The following is a 16038-nucleotide window of genomic DNA, read 5'->3' as shown; positions in this document are numbered from 1 at the left end:
CATCCCGCTCACTGGCCGCCCCTCGCTGCGCTCGCGACGTCCAGCGCGACGGAAGCCACCCGGCGGGCCGCATCCGGATGCCCGGCCGTCACCGCCGCCTCCGTCATCGCGGCCAGCCGCGGCCCGTCGGTGAGCAGCCCCGCCACCGTCTCCGCCACGAAATCAGGGGTCAGGGCGGCGTCGTCGACCAGCAGACCGCCGCCGGCCTCGACCACCGGCAGCGCGTTCAGCCGCTGCTCGCCGTTGCCGATCGGCAGTGGCACGTAGACCGCCGGCAACCCGACCGCCGACACCTCGGCGACCGTCATCGCCCCGGACCGGCAGATCGCCAGGTCGGCGGCGGCGTACGCCAAGTCCATCCGGTCCAGGTAAGGCACCGCCACGTACGGCGGTGCGCCCGCGGCGGGTGCGGGCAGGTCCAGGGTGTTCTTCGGCCCGTGCGCGTGCAGCACCGAAACACCGGCTGCCGCAAGCTGTTCGGCGGCGCCGGAGACCGCCCGGTTGATCGACTGCGCGCCCTGGGAGCCGCCGAAGACCAGCAGCACCCGCGCGTCGTCGGCGAACCCGAACTCGGCGCGGGCCGCCGACCGCAGCGCCGCGCGGTCCAGCGACGTGATCGCCTCCCGCACCGGCACACCGACCACCTCGGTGCGCCGCAGACCGCAGTCGGCCACCGCGGACAGCACCCGACGGGCACCGCGGGCACCGACCCGGTTGGCCAGGCCGGCCCGGGCGTTGGCCTCATGGATGACGACTGGGACACGGCGACGCAGCCCCCGGGCGGCCAGGTAGGCCGGCAGCGCCACGTAACCGCCGAAGCCGATCACCACGTCGGCCTCGACGGTGTCGAGCACCGCCCGAGTCTGCCGGACGGCGCGCAGCACCCGCAGCGGCAGCCGGGCCAGGTCAGCGTTGAGCTTGCGGGGCAGCGGCACCGGCGTGATCAGTTCCAGTCGGTAGCCGCGAGCCGGCACCAGCCGTGTCTCCAGTCCCCGGGCGGTGCCCAGCGCGGTGATCGCGACGTCGGGGTCCAGGGCGGTCAGGGCGTCGGCGACGGCCATCGCGGGCTCGACATGACCGGCGGTGCCGCCGCCGGCGAGCACCACCGATATCGGCCTGCGGTGCACCGGCGTGCTGTCGGAGTCGTTCACCCGTAACGCTGACCTTCCAATGAGCGTGCGCGTCCACCCGACGGACGCCGGCCGCCTCCATGATGCCCGGTCGCGGATCCGGATCGTTGCACCGACCGGGTCCGCGCCGACCGGGCGGCGGTCTTGCGCGCGGGTGTCCGGCCGTTCCGGCGCTCCCGTTCGGGGGACTGCGGGCGTGATCGCAGCCGGTCGCGCAGCGCCTCGGCCCGAGTCGGTGCGTAGGGTTCGGGCAGCGGCAGCCGCAGCAGGCGGTTCATCCGGTCGTCGCGGCCGGCCCGCAGCGCGGCCACCGCCTCCGGTTCGTGCCGTGCCGCGTTGGCCATCAGGCCGATCATCAGAAGGGTTGTGGCCGTGGACGTCCCGCCCGCGGAGATCAGCGGCAGCTGGAGTCCGGTCACCGGCAGCAGCCCGATCACATAGCCGACGTTGATGAACGACTGACCGATCACCCACATCGTGGTGGTCGCGGTGAGCAGTCGCAGGAACGGGTCGGCGGACCGTTTGGCAATCCGCATCCCGGTGTAGCCGAACAGCCCGAACAGCGCCAGCAGTCCGAACGCGCCGACAAAGCCGAGTTCCTCGCCGATGATCGCGAAGATGAAGTCGTTATGTGCGTTGGGCAGGTAGTTCCACTTCGCGGTCCCCTGCCCCAGCCCGTCACCGAAGACGCCGCCGTTCGCCAGCGCGAACTTCGCCTGTTTGGCCTGGTATCCCGAGCCCAGAGCGTCCGCGTCGGGGTCCAGCCAGGACCGCACCCGGTCGGACCGGTAGCCCTCCGAGATGGCCAGTACCGCCGCGGCGGCGACGACCGCGGCCAGCGAGGTGGTGAACACCTTCAGCGGCAGGCCGGCGTACCAGAGCAGCGACAGCAGGATGATGCCCAGCGACACCGTCTGGCCGAGGTCGGGCTGGGCGACGATCAGGATCAGTGCGACGACGGCGGCCGGCACCAGTGGCACCAGCATCTCGAACAGCGTCGCCTGTTCCATCCGGCGGGCCGCCAGCAGGTGCGCACCCCAGATCGCGAAGGCGATCTTCGCCAGCTCGGAGGGCTGCATGGAGAACCCGGCGATGACGAACCAGCCGCGGGAGCCGTTGGACAGCGTGCCGATCCCGGGGATCAGCACCAGCACCAGCAGCACGATGGTGAATGCGAAGCCGGGCAGCGCGATCCGGCGCAGGAACCGGACCGGCATCCGCAGCGCCACGTAGCAGGCGCCCAGCCCGATCACGGTCCAGAGCACCTGCTTGGCGAAGATCCGCCACGCCGACCCGTCGGCTCCGTAGGACTCCACCCCCGACGCCGAGAGCACCATGATCAGCCCCAGCGTGGTCAGCAGCGCAGCGACGGCGACGATCAGGTGAAAGGAGGTCATCGGGCGGCCGAGCCACGCCCCGAACCGGGTGCGCGGGCCGGCCGCGTCGGTGCTGACGTGCGCGGTCGGTGCCGCCTCGTCGGCTGCCGCGGCGTCAGCGGAGCCCCGGCGCCGCAGCCGGGCGAGTGCGCCGATCACGCGGACCTACTCGGCGGCGGCGCGTGCGGCGGCCGCGAACGCCTCGCCGCGGGCGGCGTATCCGGTGAACTGGTCGAACGATGCGCCCGCCGGTGCCAGCAGCACCGTGTCGCCGGGTGCGGCCAATTCGCCGGCGGCGGCCACCACCGTCGTCATCACCCGGGCACCCAGCGGCCCGTCGGACTCGGAGATCACTCGTGTCACACGAGCATCTGGAGAAACGACAGCAACATCCATACCAGCATCTTCGCTTGCCACAACGTGGACAACCGGGACATTCGGTGCGTGTCGGGATAACGCCTCGGCAACCGCCTGGCGGTCTCGGCCGATCAGCACGGCCCCGACCAGGTGATCGGCGATCCGGGTGACGGTGGCGTCGAGCGCGGCGTCGGTGGCGCCCTTGAGCAGGCCACCGGCCACCCACACCACCCGGGGATGCGACAGCACCGACGCCTCGGCGGCATGCAGATTGGTGGCCTTGGAATCGTCGACGTAGCTGACGCCGCCGGCGACCGCGACCAGTTCGGCACGATGCCGCCCGACCTGGAACGACGCCAGCGCGGCCGCGATCGCCTCGGCCGGCACACCGGCACTGCGGGCCAGTGCGGCGGCGGCCAGCGCGTCCAGCACCCCGACCGGGCCCGGCACCGGTATCGACGCCACCGGCGCCAGCGCCAGGCTGTCGGCGAACGCCCGGTCCACCAGCGCCCCGCCGACCACGCCGAACTCCCCCGGCGCCGGCTCGCCCAGCCGGAAGCCGACCTTGACCCCGGCGGGGGCGTCGGGCAGCAACGCCGCCGCCCGGGCGTCATCCATGCCGACGACCGCGACCTCGCCGTGCAGCGCGCGCGCCTTGTCGGCGGTGTAGCCGGCCATGCCGCCATGCCAGTCCAGGTGGTCCTCGGCGATGTTGAGCACGGCGCCGGCTGCCGGTCGCAGTGACGGCGCCCAGTGCAGCTGGAAACTGGACAGCTCGACCGCGAGCAGTTCGGATTCATGCGGCGGTCCCAGCTTCCGCTCTCCTCCGTCGAGCCTCGCTGAACCGCCGGCCGGCTCGCTCAGCACATCGAGCACCGGGCTGCCGATGTTGCCGCAGAGCTGGGCGCGCAACCCCGCCGCGAGAAGCATCGCGTGCAGCATCGACGTCGTCGTCGTCTTGCCGTTGGTGCCGGTCACCACCAGCCAGCGCCGCGGCGGCCCGTAGTGCCCGGCGGCATCCAGGCGCCAGGCCAGTTCGACGTCACCCCAGATCGGCACTCCCGCTGCCGCGGCCGCGGCCAGCACTGGGGTGCTCGGCGGAAATCCGGGGCTGGTGACGACGAGGTCGTAGCCGCTGATCTGCGCGGCGGCCGCCGACGGGCTCAGCGTCGCCACGTCGGGATAGGCGCGCAACGCAGCCGGGTCGTCGTCGCAGAGCGACAGGTCCACGCCCAGCGGCGTCAACGCGGCCAGCACGGCCCGCCCGGTCACCCCGGCGCCGGCGACCAGCACCCGCGCCCCGGGCGACAGCTCGCTCAGCACGTCAGCCGCCGACGGCGGTGAACCACTCGCCGTAGAACAGTGAGACGCCCAACCCGCAGGCGATAGCCGTCAGCAGCCAGAACCGGATGATGACCGTGGTCTCCGCCCAGCCGGCCAGCTCGAAGTGATGGTGGAACGGCGCCATCCGGAACACCCGGCGACCGGTGGTGCGAAACGCCAGGATCTGGATGACGACCGAGACGATCTCGGCGACGAACAGCCCGCCGAGCACCACCGCGAGGATCTCGGTGCGGGTCGTGATCGACAGCCCGGCGATGATCCCGCCCAGCGCCAGCGATCCGGTGTCGCCCATGAAGATCTTCGCCGGGGCGGCGTTCCACCACAGGAAGCCGACGCAGGCGCCGGCAGTCGCGGCGGCCACCAGCGCCAGGTCCAGCGGGTCGCGGACGTTGTAGCAACCCGGTCCCGGTGCAATAGCGCACGCGTTGTGGTGCTGCTGGACGGTGATCAGCACGTAGGCGGCGCTGACCATCGCCATCGCCCCGGCCGCCAGACCGTCCAGGCCGTCGGTGAAGTTCACCGCGTTGGACCAGGCGCTGACGATCAGGACGACGAACAGCACGAACGCCACGGCCGGCAGGGTGACGGTGGCGATCTCCCGCACGTAGGACAGTTCCGGGCTACCCGGGGTCAGGCCGGCGTTGTTGCGGAATCTCAGCACGAGCATGCCGAACAGGACGGCCGCACCGACCTGCCCGACGGTCTTCGCGGTCTTGTTCAGCCCGAGGTTGCGCGAGCGGCGGATCTTGATGAGGTCGTCGATGAACCCGACCACGCCCAGCGCGGTGGCCAGACCCAGCACCAGCAGGCCGGATGCGGACGGCCCGGTGCCGTAGAAGACGAAGCCGGCCAGTTGCGCGGTGAGATAGCCGGCCCAGATGCCGGTGACGATCGCCACCCCGCCCATCGACGGGGTGCCGCGTTTGGCCTGGTGGCTCTGCGGGCCGTCCTCGCGGATCTCCTGACCGAAGCCCTGCCGGGTGAACAGCCGGATCAGCACCGGGGTGAGCAGGATGGCCACCATCAGCGCGACGCCGGCGGCGATCAGGATCATGATCATCGGGCGGTGCCCTTATCGTCGGCGACCAGCGCCCCGACCAGCTTCTCGGCCAGCACGGTCAGTCCGGCGGAGTTCGACGCCTTGACCAGCACCACGTCGCCGGACTCGAGTTCGGCCCGCAGCAGGGCGAGTGCAGCGTCGACGTCGGCGACGGCGACGGCCTCGGCTCCGAACGAGCCCTCCATCACCGCGCCGTGGTACATCGCGCTCATCGATCTCCCAACTCCGACGACAATAAGCCGACTCACATCTAAGCGCACCGCCAGCCGACCGATGCGGTCATGCTCGGTTATCGCGTCGTCGCCCAGCTCCGCCATCTCCCCCAGCACCGCCCAGCTGCGCCGCGACACCGGGCCGTCACCGCGGGCGATCCAGGCCAACGACTGCAGGGCGGCCCGCATCGAATCGGGGTTGGCGTTGTAGGCGTCATCGATCACGGTCACCCCGTCGGCGCGGGTCTGCACCTGCATGCGGTGCGCCGACACCGGGCCGGCCGCGGCCAGCGCAGCGGCCACCTGTTCGGGGGTAGCGCCGCAGTGCAGTGCGACCGCCGCCGCGCACAGTGCGTTGCCGACCTGGTGGTCGCCGGAGACCGCCAGCGCCACCTCCGCGGATTGCTCCCCGGCGTGCAGTGTGAAGCGCGGGCGGGCCAGTTCGTCGAGGGTGACCGGGCCGGCCCAGACGTCGGCGCCTTCGGTGCGGCTGACCCGCACCACCCTCGCCTGCGTCTGTGCGGCCATCGCGGCGACCGCCGTGTCGTCGGCGTTCAGCACCACCAGACCGTCTGCCGGAACGGACTGTGGCAGTTCAGCTTTCGTTTCGGCGATCGCCTCGCGCGAGCCGAACTCGCCCAGGTGCGCGGTCCCGACGTTGAGCACCACCCCGATCTGCGGCGGGGCGATCGCCGCCAGGGCGGCGATGTTGCCCCGATGCCGCGCCGACAGTTCCAGGATCAGGTAGTCGGTGCTCTCGTCGGCCCGCAGCACCGTCCACGGGTGGCCCAGCTCGTTGTTGAAGGAACCGGGCGGCGCCACCACCTGCCCCAGCGGCGCCAGCACCGCCGCCAGCATGTCCTTGGTGGAGGTCTTGCCGGCCGAACCGGTGACCCCGATGATCGTCAGTCCGCTCGCGACCAGCTCGGCGGCCACGGCGGCGGCCAGTTTCGCCAGCGCGGCCAGCACCGCGGCACCGGATCCGGCATCGTCGTCGTGCTCCAGCACGCCGGATCGGCTGTTGGATCCGATCGGGTCGACGACTATCGCCGGCACCCCGACCGGGCGCGCCGCCAGCACCACCACCGCACCGGCCCCGATCGCCGCGGCCGCATGGTCGTGGCCGTCGACGCGGGCGCCGGGCAGCGCCAGGAACAACCCGCCGGGTGCGATCTTGCGGGAGTCGAACTCGACGGTCCCGGTGACCAGGGTGGTCGCGGCCCGCTCCGGGGTGATGTCGGTGAGACGGCCGCCGACGATCTCGGCGATCCGGGCCAGGCTCAACGCGATCACGGTCGGGACTCCAGTGCCGCCGCCAACTCCACCCGGTCGTCGAACGGTTCGGTTCGCCCACCTGCGGTCTGCCCGGTTTCGTGGCCCTTCCCGGCCACCAGCACGATGTCGCCGGGCCGCGCCCAGCGCACCGCGTGGGCGATCGCGGCCCGCCGGTCACCGACCTCGACCACCTCCGCGGCGCCGTCGGCGGCACCGGCCAGCACGTCGCGGCGAATCGCGGCGGGGTCCTCGCTGCGCGGGTTGTCGTCGGTGATTACCACCAGGTCGGCCAGATCCGCGGCGATCCGCCCCATCGGGGCGCGCTTGCCGTGGTCCCGGTCGCCACCGGCGCCGAACACCACCGCCACCCGGGCCTGCGGGTGGTGCCGGTCGCGGCGCAGGGTCTGCAGCACCGCCTCCAGCGCGCCGGGCTTGTGCGCGTAGTCGACCAGCGCCAGGAAGCCCTGACCCCGGTCGATCGGCTCCAGTCGGCCGGGCACGCTGGCGTCGCGCAGCGCCGGCGCCGCCTGCTCCGGCGACACCCCGACCGCGTCGAGAACCGCCAGGGCGACAAGGCAATTGGCGATGTTGTAGGCACCCGGCAGTCGGATGCCGACTCGGTGGTGCACCCCGGCGGGGTCGACCACCGTGAATTCCTGACTGCCGTCGGGCTGCTGGGTCACCTGCTCGACGGTCCACTGGGCCGACTTGCCGGTGACGCTGACGGTGACGGCGTTCGCCGCCCGCTGCGCCATCGCCGCACCGGCGTCGTCGTCCACGCAGACCACCGCGGTGGCAGCGTGCACCGGCGACGCCGGGTCGAACAGCCTGGCCTTGGCCTCGAAGTACTCCGCCATCGTGTGGTGGAAGTCCAGGTGGTCGCGGGACAGGTTGGTGAAACCGCCGACCGCGAAACGTATCCCGTCCACCCGGCCCAGGCTCAGCGCGTGGCTGGACACCTCCATCACCGCGGTGTCCACCCCGCGCTGCGCCATCGCCGCCAGCAGTGCCTGCAGCGCCGGCGCTTCCGGGGTGGTCAGCGCACTGGGCACGTCGACGCCGTCGATGCGGGTGCCCACGGTGCCGATCAGGCCGACGGTGCGACCTGCGGCCCGCAACCCGGCCTCGATCAGATAGGTGGTGGTGGTCTTGCCCGATGTTCCGGTGATGCCGATGACCGTCACCCGGTCGCTGGGCCGGCTGTAGACGGTGGCAGCCAGTTCTCCGAGCACGTCGCGGGGGGCGGGGTGCACCAGCACCGGCACCGGGCAGTCCGCACCGATCTCGGCGGCCCCGGCGGCGTCGGTGAGCACGGCAGCCGCCCCGCGCTCGATCGCGTCGACCGCATACCGGGCGCCGTGGGTGACCGAACCGGGCAGCGCCGCGAACAGGTCGCCGGGCAGCGCGGCCTGAGCGCGCAGCGTGACCCCAGTGACCTGCACCTCCGGGGCCGAACCGCCGGCCGTCAGACCCGCCCCGACCTGGTCGGCCAGCGTCTGCAGCGATACCCCGGCGTTGCCGGCGGGCCGCAGTTCGGTAGACACGCGCCATCACCTCCGTTCGCTGGTGAGCCTCGCCTGGATCGGCGATGACACCTTACCGAGCGATGGGTGTGCTGCCGTCCAGCAGCAGCCTGCTGTCGGGCAGGTGGTGTAGGTCTGTCCAGCAGGACTCTGCCAGTCGATGTGCCCGTCCGGGTGCCGCCGATCCTCACAGCCGTGGAAGATCTTGAGCAGGCGATGCTTTCAGCACAAGCGCCGGAGGTTGGTGACAAGTCGGCAACCCTGAACAACGACGATCCGTGTGTCGGCCAGTGTCTCTTCGACCCTCGGACGCAGGTTTCGAGCACCACGGGACGGCACACTCACCGCGACCGCGTATCTTGAGTTCGCCGATTCGCGAGAGGAATCTCGCCGATTCGCGGGACACACACTCGCCGATTCACTGAATTCGGCCGGGGCCGGCGCCGTCGCCGTCGCCGTCGGGCATCAGGACACGAATCTCCAGCAGGCTCAGGCATCGGGCGTCAGCATGCGGCGGTAAATTCGGCATCGTATCCAGTGTCGAGCAACCTGACGAGCCAGTCGTGCACACCTACGCGCCCGACGAGGCGATCCGGCATGCTCGGCCACTACCTCCGCGTGACCGCCTCGTCATCGAGGATGTACCCGAGGATGAGTGGGCGGCTTTCGAGGCTGCACTCGCGGGCGCATGACCAACGCCCAGCCATTGGGCGTGGTCGTGGACACACCCCATGCCCTCGGCAATGCTGCCGCCAGGAATTTTGTCGATTGAGGTATGGCGAAACGGCACAGGCATCTGACCTTCCAAGTCTGAGTGATACCCCCGCCGACGCCAGGCGCAGAACGGCTCCTACATCACCTGCAGCAACTGCGGCGGTCCCGGGTCCGGCGACAACGGCACGTTGGCCCGCTGCAGCAGCCACGCCGCGATGTTGTGGAACAGCGGGGCCACCGACGTGCCCGGTGCGCCGTCCGCAGTGCGGTGCGGGTTGTCCATCATCAGACCGATCACATACCGCGGGTTGTCGGCGGGCGCGATGCCGGCGAACGTGGTCCAGTACACGTCGTCGTAGTAGCACCCGCAGGCCGGGTTGATCTGCTGCGCGGTGCCGGTCTTGCCGGCGATCTGGTAACCGTCGACCGCTGCCTGCGGCCCGGTGCCCTGCTGATACCCCATCGGATCGTGCTGGGTCACCGCGCGCAGCATGTTGCGCACGGTCTGCGCGGTCTGCGCTGAAACCACCTGCACGCCTTCCGGCCTCGCCTCAGCGGTGCGGACACCATCCGGGGAGATCGTGGCCTGCACGATCCGCGGCGGGATCCGCACACCGTCATTGGCGAGGGCCTGATACATCGCGGTCATCTGCAGCAGCGTCATCGAAAGGCCCTGGCCGATGGGCAGGTTCGCGAATGTGCTTCCCGACCACTGGTCGATCGGGGGCACCACGCCGGCGCTCTCCCCCGGCAGACCGATCCCGGTTCGCTGACCGAGGCCGAACTTCTCCAGCATGTCGAACCAGCGCTCCGGCCCGATCCGCTGCGCGAGCATCAGGGTGCCCACGTTCGACGACTTGGCGAAGATCCCGGTCGTCGTGTACGGCGTCACGCCGTGCACCCAGGCGTCGTTGACGGTGACGTCGGCGACGTCGATCGAGCCCGGAACCTGCAGCACCTCATCGGGATTCGTCAGTCCGTACTCGATGGCCGCCGCAGCCGTCACGAGCTTGTTCACCGAACCCGGCTCGAACGGGGACGACACCGCCGGGTTGCCCAGCTGCCGGTCCTCTTGGCGGCCGATGTCCTGCGACGGGTCGAAGGTGTTGTCGCCGGCCATCGCCAGCACCTCGCCCGTGTGCGCATCGAGCACCACCGCGCCGACGGCCTTCGCGCCGGAGGCGTTCTTGGCCTGCTGCACCTGCTGCTGGACGTAGAACTGGATGTCGTCTTCCAGGGTGAGCTGGACGGTCGAGCCGTTGACGGCGCGATGCCGGTTGCGGTAGCTGCCCGGGATCACCACGCCGTCGGAGCCGCGGTCATAGGTGACCGAGCCGTCGGTGCCGGCCAGGACGGCGTCCATCGAGTCCTCCAGACCAAGCAGACCGTGTCCGTCCCAGTCGATTCCACCGATGATGTTCGCCGCCAGCGACCCGCCCGGATACTGCCGCAGATCCTGTCGCTCACTGCCCACCTCCGGGCACTTCGCGCTGATCGCCTCCGCCACCGCCGGATCGACCGCTCGGGCCAGGTAGACGAAGGTCTCGTTGCTGCGCAGCTTCTTCAGCACGGCGGCGGCATCCGGCTTGTTGCCGAGCCGGACGGCGACCTCCCTGGCGATCTCCTGCAGTCGCCGCTGAGGCTCGGGGGCTTTCGGGTTGTTCTTGCGGGCTTCCTCCAACTGCTTGCCGATCTTGATCGGCTGGAAGGTCAGTGCCCTCGCCTCGATGGTGAACGCCAGCTTGTCGCCGGAGCGGTCGATGATGTCGCCGCGCATCGCCTGCTGGACGTCGGTGACCTTGAGCTGGCCCGCCGCCTCGTCCCGCAGCCCCGACGCCCGGGGCACCTGCAGGTAGAACAGCTGCGCGGCCGACAGTGCCAACACCAGGAAGATGATCACGTTTCCGGTTCGGTGCCGGAACACGAATGATGCGCTGCGCGAACCGAGTTCGGTCGGCGGTCGGGTGCGACGCTCCCGCGCTGACCGGCCCGGAGCCGAGTTCTGCTTCGCCGCCTTGGGCCCAGCCGGCTTGCCGCGCCGTACACCCGCGGCGGGCTTGCGCACCGGCGGGGCCGCTCGGCCGGGCCGTTTCATCCCGCGACTCCCGGGGTGGTCGGCACGGGCACCGGACCCGGCGCGAGCGGCACCGCCGGGTCAACCGGTGGCAGCACGACCGGGGACACCCCCTCCGGCGGAAGTCCGACGGGCGGTGCGTCCACCGGCGGAAGTCCATCCGGGACCGGGACGCTCCCAGCGACGTCCGGGAACGGCACGACGCCGACGCCGCCGTCGTGCGTGCGCATCGGCACCGGGACTCCCGGCATCGTCGGCACCGGCAGTCCGGGCAGCGGCAGTCCGGGGATCGCCGATCCGGGCACCGCCGGCCCGGGCACCATCGGTGCCGCCGGGCCGACGGGCGTTACCCGGACTGGTATCTCGGCCCCGCGCGCCGGCGGCGGCGGGGCGGCCTGCTCATCGGGGAGTTTGGTGTTCAGCGGCGGTGGCGGCACCCCTTCGGCCGGCTTCGGCACACCGACGACCACCCAGTTGCCGGCCGGATCCTGGATCAGATGCGCGGTGTCCCGGCTGGGGATCATCCCGAGGTTGCGTGCCTCTTCGGCGAGCGCCGGCGCTGACTGCGCAGTCAGCACGTCGCGTTCGAGCGCCTCCTTCTGCTGCTGCAGCACCCGGTTGTGTTCCCGGAGGCTGCCCAACTGGTAGGACCGTTCGGCGGCATCGGTCGACAGCCACAGCGTGATACCCAGCCCGATGCCGAGCGAACCGATGATCAGGACCACGAACGGCACCTTGGCGGCGAGGGTCCGCGGCCGCAGGTCGATCGAGGCCAGCCGGGAGATCACCCGGTCGCGCAGCGGCGGGCGTATCACCTTGGGAGACTTGGCCTTGCGCGCCTTCGCCCGCGCCTTGGCCTGCTCGGTGCCCTTCGCCGGCTTCGGTCGGGCGTTCAGCCGGGGCAGCGCACCGGTCTGCGGTCCGGACCGCTGACGCGCTTCACGACTCGGCGCCGGCGCGGTTCCGGGTTGCCGACGCACCCGCCGTGGCTGCGGCGGTTCGCCGGTCCGGCGCACCCGGGGACCGGATTCGGCACGCGCACGACGATCACCGTTGCGCACCACGGGTTTCCGTTTGGTCGTCATCGATCCCCCCTCACCGGCACTGCCCTCCCCGACGCAACCCGCTCCACCGCACGCAATCGCACGGCCGCGGCCCGCGGATTGCGCTCGATCTCATCCGCGTCGGCCCGCTCGGCTCCGCGGGTCAGGACCGTGAATCTCGGTTCGTCACCGGGCAGTTCGACCGGCAGCCCGACCGGGGTGCGAGACGCACTCGCCGCGGCGAACAGCTGCTTGACGATGCGGTCCTCCAGCGACTGGTACGCCATCACCGCCACCCGGCCACCGACGGCAAGAGCGTCGAGTGCAGCCGGAACGGCGGCCTCCAGTGACTCCAGTTCGGCGTTGACGGCGATCCGCAGCGCCTGGAAGGTTCGCTTGGCGGGGTGCCCGCCGGTGCGCCGTGCGGGTGCCGGAATCGCCTGGTACAGCAGTTCGGTCAGCTCCGCCGTCGACGTGAACGGCGTCTGCTCCCGACGCCGGACGATCTGCGCAGCGATTCGTGATGCGAACCGCTCCTCGCCGTAGCGGCGCAGGATGCCGGTGATCGCTTTCGCGTCGTAGGTGTTGAGGATGTCCGCCGCCGTCAGCGGACCCTCGGGGTCCATCCGCATGTCCAGCGGCGCATCGTGGGCGTAGGAGAATCCCCGCTCGGTGCGGTCCAGCTGCATCGAGGAGACGCCCAGGTCGAACAGCACCCCGTCGACGGATCCGGTTGCCGGCAGGCCGGATTCGATCAGCGCGTCGACGATGCCGTCGTAGCGGGTGCGGACCAGGGTCAGCCGGTCGGCGAACCGGGCCAGTCGATCGCCGGCGATGTCGAGGGCGGTGGGGTCGCGGTCGAGTCCGATCAGCCGCAGCGCCGGGAATTCGGTGAGGAACCGCTCGGCGTGCCCGCCGGCGCCCAGTGTGCAGTCGACCAGGATCGCGCCTGCGCCGTCCGGCCCGTTGCGGGTCAGCGCCGGGGCCAGCAACTCCACGCAACGGTGCAGGAGCACGGGCAGATGGCCGAATTCACCCTGGTCCGCCACCGCGACACCTCCCGGTCGGACTTCCCGTCGCGACCCTGCCTCGAGGTCCCTGTCCGATGCGAACCTGACGTCGGGGAAGTACGCCAGGGTCGGTTCGGGCAGAGGCCACGAGGCACGGGCACGTGCCTCAAATGATGTCGCTGAGTGCTTCATCGCTGGCCGCGGAGAAGTTCTCTTCATGGGTTTGCTGGTAGTCGCTCCAGGCCTGTGCGTCCCAGATCTCGAGGTAGTCGACCGATCCGATGACGACGCACTCCTTGGACAGGTTCGCGTAGCGGCGGTGGTCGGCCGACAGCGTGATCCGGCCCTGGCCGTCGGGGTGCTGTTCGTCGGTGGCCGCGGCCAGGTTGCGCAGGAACGCCCGGGCGTCCGGGTTGCTCCGCGACGCCTTGGCGGCGCGCCGGGCAAGCTGCTCGAACTCCGCCCGCGGGTACACGGCGAGGCTGTGGTCTTGGCTCTTGGTGACCATCAACCCCCCTGCCAGTGCGTCGCGGAACTTCGCCGGCAGCGTCAGCCGCCCTTTGTCGTCAAGCTTTGGCGTGTAGGTGCCGAGGAACATCGGCCACCTCCCACCAAACCGTCGACTTCAGCCACGATACCCCACTTCCACCCACTACGCACCATTTCTTGGGCAAACATCGTCGTCATGCCCCACTCAACCGGGTCTCTGCCTGCCCGATCTGCCGCCGCCAGACCATCCGCACGGCAGGAAACGCCAGGTCACACCGAAAAATCGGTCAAGTGGGGCACAGTGGGGTGAAATCCCGCCAGCAGGCCGGCACCGCCGTCCGCGCAAACGAAAACAGGGCAGCCGATGGGCTGCCCTGCTCTTACCGTGCTGAGTCTTCGGTTACTGCTCGAAACGCCGGCGGAAACGGTCTTCCATGCGGCTGGTGAACGAACCGCCCGAGCCCTTGGCCCGTCGTGCGGGCGCACCTCCCGGACTCGGCACGCCGGCCCGCTCAGCGGTCTGCCGGCCGGTGACGGCGAACACCGCCCCGCCGAACATCACCACGAACCCGAGCACGCTCAGAATCAAGAACCACCGGCTCACGCTCGTCGAGAACGGAATCCCCGACACCAGCATCACCAAGCCGACGACGAACAGGCTCATCCCCTGCAGCCGCCGCCGGGTGGTCGGGGTGCGCAGTGCGCCACCGCGAACACTGGACGCGAACTTGGGATCCTCGGCGTAAAGGGCACTCTCAATCTCATCGAGCATGCGCTGTTCATGATCGGAGAGTGGCATCCGTCCCTCCTTGCCGAAGTCTGGTCACATGGCTCCCGTCGCACGGATCCGGAATCGGTGCCGACGACTACCACTGATGATACGAGGTCGACCTGCGCCGTACCACAGGGTTCGACCGATGATTGTAGCCGCTCGACGACCCCGCACGTCCAGCCAACGAAGCAGGCCGGACCGCACAGGGCGATAACCGGCGCCGCCCACCCGGCAAGCCGGATAATGTGCGGGCGCACCGCACCGCATCACCGACCGGGAGGACACCGCACCGTGGCGACATTCCTCGTCGACCTGTCGGCGGCCGACATGGCCGGCCACCTCGGCGCGGCACTGCAGGTGTACGTCACCGCGATGGGGTATCCCGCCGGCACCGAACGGCACCGGGCCGCGCTGTGGCTGGAGCACATCCAGCGGCGTGGCTGGCGAGCCGTCGCCGCAGTGGAGACCGCCGACCCGCCCGACGCGCCCGCGCCGGCGGACGGCGAAACCCGCGACGCGATGATGCTCGGCGTGGCCTACGGCTACTGCGGGGCGCCCGATCAGTGGTGGCAGCAGCAGGTGCGGCTCGGCCTACAGCGCGCCGGACTCGCCGACGACGCGATCGATCACCTGATGACCGGGTACTTCGAGCTCACCGAATTGCACGTCCTGCCGTCGGCACAGGGGCGCGGCCTGGGCGAGGCATTGGCCCGCCGGCTGCTCACCGGACGCGAGGAACCCCACGTCCTGCTGTCGACACCGGAGATCAACGGCGAGGGGAACCGGGCCTGGCGGCTGTATCGGCGACTGGGATTCACCGACATCGTCCGAGGCCACTACTTCACCGGCGACCCGCGCGCATTCGCGATCCTGGGGCGGACACTGCCGCTGGACCAGCCGTCCGGCGGCGGGTAACCCCGGTGCGCCGACGGGTCTGGCACGATGACTGCGTGCATCTTCGGCGTTCACCCGTTCGACGGCCCACCGCGCGTCGCCGGTTGCTGACGTTCGTCGCACTGCTGCTGATCCTGTCGCCGCTGACGGCGGGGTGCCTGCGCGTGCGGGCGAACATCACGATCTCCCCCGACGACCAGGTCTCCGGCCAGATCGTTGCCGCCGCCAAACCGCGCAACGACAGCGATACCGGGCCCAAGCTCAACCCCGACCTGCCGTTCATGAACAAGGTGGCGATCACCGGCTACAGCCGCGACGGCTTCGTCGGCTCGCAGGCGGTGTTCTCCGGCCTGACGTTCGCCGAACTGCCGCAGCTGGCCGACATGAACCGGGATGCGGCCGGAGTGGACCTGACGCTGCGCCGCGCCGGCGACGTGGTCATCCTGGAGGGCCGAGTCGACCTGACCTCGCTCGTCGACCCGGAGGCCGACGTCGAACTGACCGTCACCTTCCCCGGTGAGGTGACGTCCACCAACGGCGAACGGGTCGGCGACGACACCGCGCAGTGGCACCTGAAGCCGGGCATCGTGAGCACCATGACCGCCCAGGCCCGCTACACCGACCCGAGCACCCGGTCGTTCCACCACGCCGCGGGCTGGCTGGCCCTGTCGACGCTGGTCGTCGCCGGGCTGGTCGCACTGATCGCCTGGTACGGCCGGGACCGGTCACCGCGCTTCCGCGCGCCGGACGCCGACCTCGGCTGAC

13 protein-coding genes are annotated in these 16038 nt (G+C 70.8%); 2 read left to right on the top strand and 11 right to left on the bottom strand.

Going from position 1 to position 16038, the window contains the following annotated elements; translation table 11 throughout:
* Window positions 1–8: 8 nt before the first annotated feature.
* From murG to KIH27_RS05190, 11 genes are all read right to left on the bottom strand, one after another.
* A complete protein-coding gene (gene murG, locus KIH27_RS05240; RefSeq protein ID WP_307856791.1) occupies window positions 9–1151 on the bottom strand; it encodes an undecaprenyldiphospho-muramoylpentapeptide beta-N-acetylglucosaminyltransferase in 1143 nt (380 codons plus the stop codon).
* The gene (gene ftsW / locus KIH27_RS05235; RefSeq protein ID WP_214091874.1) at window positions 1148–2665 is read right to left on the bottom strand and encodes a putative lipid II flippase FtsW; all 1518 of its coding nucleotides are present in this window, start codon (window positions 2663–2665) and stop codon (window positions 1148–1150) included. The genes murG and ftsW overlap by 4 nt, the downstream gene beginning before the upstream one ends.
* A gap of 6 nt (window positions 2666–2671) precedes the next feature.
* Window positions 2672–4186: a UDP-N-acetylmuramoyl-L-alanine--D-glutamate ligase gene (murD, locus tag KIH27_RS05230; RefSeq protein ID WP_372451305.1), complete on the bottom strand. Its 1515-nt coding sequence runs from the start codon at window positions 4184–4186 to the stop codon at window positions 2672–2674.
* A gap of 1 nt (window position 4187) precedes the next feature.
* Window positions 4188–5267, bottom strand: coding sequence for a phospho-N-acetylmuramoyl-pentapeptide-transferase (gene mraY / locus KIH27_RS05225; protein WP_214091873.1), 1080 nt, complete (start codon window positions 5265–5267; stop codon window positions 4188–4190).
* Window positions 5264–6772 carry a UDP-N-acetylmuramoyl-tripeptide--D-alanyl-D-alanine ligase gene (locus KIH27_RS05220; protein WP_214091872.1) on the bottom strand — a complete coding sequence of 503 codons (1509 nt, stop codon included), beginning with the start codon at window positions 6770–6772 and terminating at the stop codon, window positions 5264–5266. Before KIH27_RS05220 ends, mraY begins: the two co-directional genes overlap by 4 nt.
* Complete coding sequence (locus KIH27_RS05215) at window positions 6769–8298, bottom strand: UDP-N-acetylmuramoyl-L-alanyl-D-glutamate--2,6-diaminopimelate ligase (protein WP_214091871.1); 1530 nt, start codon at window positions 8296–8298, stop codon at window positions 6769–6771. Before KIH27_RS05215 ends, KIH27_RS05220 begins: the two co-directional genes overlap by 4 nt.
* 829 nt (window positions 8299–9127) lie before the next feature.
* Window positions 9128–11086, bottom strand: coding sequence for a peptidoglycan D,D-transpeptidase FtsI family protein (locus KIH27_RS05210; RefSeq protein ID WP_214091870.1), 1959 nt, complete (start codon window positions 11084–11086; stop codon window positions 9128–9130).
* The gene (gene ftsL / locus KIH27_RS05205) at window positions 11083–12150 is read right to left on the bottom strand and encodes a cell division protein FtsL (RefSeq protein ID WP_214091869.1); all 1068 of its coding nucleotides are present in this window, start codon (window positions 12148–12150) and stop codon (window positions 11083–11085) included. The genes KIH27_RS05210 and ftsL overlap by 4 nt, the downstream gene beginning before the upstream one ends.
* Window positions 12147–13310 carry a 16S rRNA (cytosine(1402)-N(4))-methyltransferase RsmH gene (rsmH, locus tag KIH27_RS05200; protein ID WP_214091868.1) on the bottom strand — a complete coding sequence of 388 codons (1164 nt, stop codon included), beginning with the start codon at window positions 13308–13310 and terminating at the stop codon, window positions 12147–12149. The genes ftsL and rsmH overlap by 4 nt, the downstream gene beginning before the upstream one ends.
* Window positions 13285–13716, bottom strand: a complete 432-nt coding sequence (gene mraZ / locus KIH27_RS05195; protein WP_214091867.1) for a division/cell wall cluster transcriptional repressor MraZ — start codon at window positions 13714–13716, stop codon at window positions 13285–13287. The genes rsmH and mraZ overlap by 26 nt, the downstream gene beginning before the upstream one ends.
* A 291-nt stretch (window positions 13717–14007) precedes the next feature.
* On the bottom strand, window positions 14008–14406 hold the full coding sequence (locus KIH27_RS05190) for an SCO2097 family morphological protein (protein WP_214091866.1): 399 nt from the start codon (window positions 14404–14406) through the stop codon (window positions 14008–14010).
* 264 nt (window positions 14407–14670) lie between these two features.
* Here KIH27_RS05190 and KIH27_RS05185 point away from each other — a divergent pair, with 264 nt between their 5' ends.
* Entirely contained in the window at window positions 14671–15294 is a 624-nt protein-coding gene (locus KIH27_RS05185; RefSeq protein WP_214091865.1) for a GNAT family N-acetyltransferase, read from the top strand.
* A gap of 35 nt (window positions 15295–15329) precedes the next feature.
* Entirely contained in the window at window positions 15330–16037 is a 708-nt protein-coding gene (locus KIH27_RS05180; protein ID WP_214091864.1) for an LppM family (lipo)protein, read from the top strand.
* The last annotated feature ends 1 nt before the right edge of the window (window position 16038 follow it).

This window comes from Mycolicibacter acidiphilus (assembly GCF_018455725.1).
In the GTDB taxonomy this organism is placed as follows: domain Bacteria; phylum Actinomycetota; class Actinomycetes; order Mycobacteriales; family Mycobacteriaceae; genus Mycobacterium; species Mycobacterium acidiphilum.
The sequence above is the reverse complement of the archived record's forward strand: the minus strand, read 5'-3'. Positions and strand labels throughout refer to the sequence as shown.

What these genes read in the sequence shown, in the direction of transcription:
- mraY (WP_214091873.1), bottom strand. Translation starts at nt 5,267, where the DNA reads ATGATCATGATCCTGATCGCCGCCGGCGTCGCGCTGATGGTGGCCATC.
- KIH27_RS05210 (WP_214091870.1), bottom strand. Translation starts at nt 11,086, where the DNA reads ATGAAACGGCCCGGCCGAGCGGCCCCGCCGGTGCGCAAGCCCGCCGCG.
- ftsL (WP_214091869.1), bottom strand. Translation starts at nt 12,150, where the DNA reads ATGACGACCAAACGGAAACCCGTGGTGCGCAACGGTGATCGTCGTGCG.
- rsmH (WP_214091868.1), bottom strand. Translation starts at nt 13,310, where the DNA reads ATGAAGCACTCAGCGACATCATTTGAGGCACGTGCCCGTGCCTCGTGG.
- mraZ (WP_214091867.1), bottom strand. Translation starts at nt 13,716, where the DNA reads ATGTTCCTCGGCACCTACACGCCAAAGCTTGACGACAAAGGGCGGCTG.
- KIH27_RS05190 (WP_214091866.1), bottom strand. Translation starts at nt 14,406, where the DNA reads ATGCCACTCTCCGATCATGAACAGCGCATGCTCGATGAGATTGAGAGT.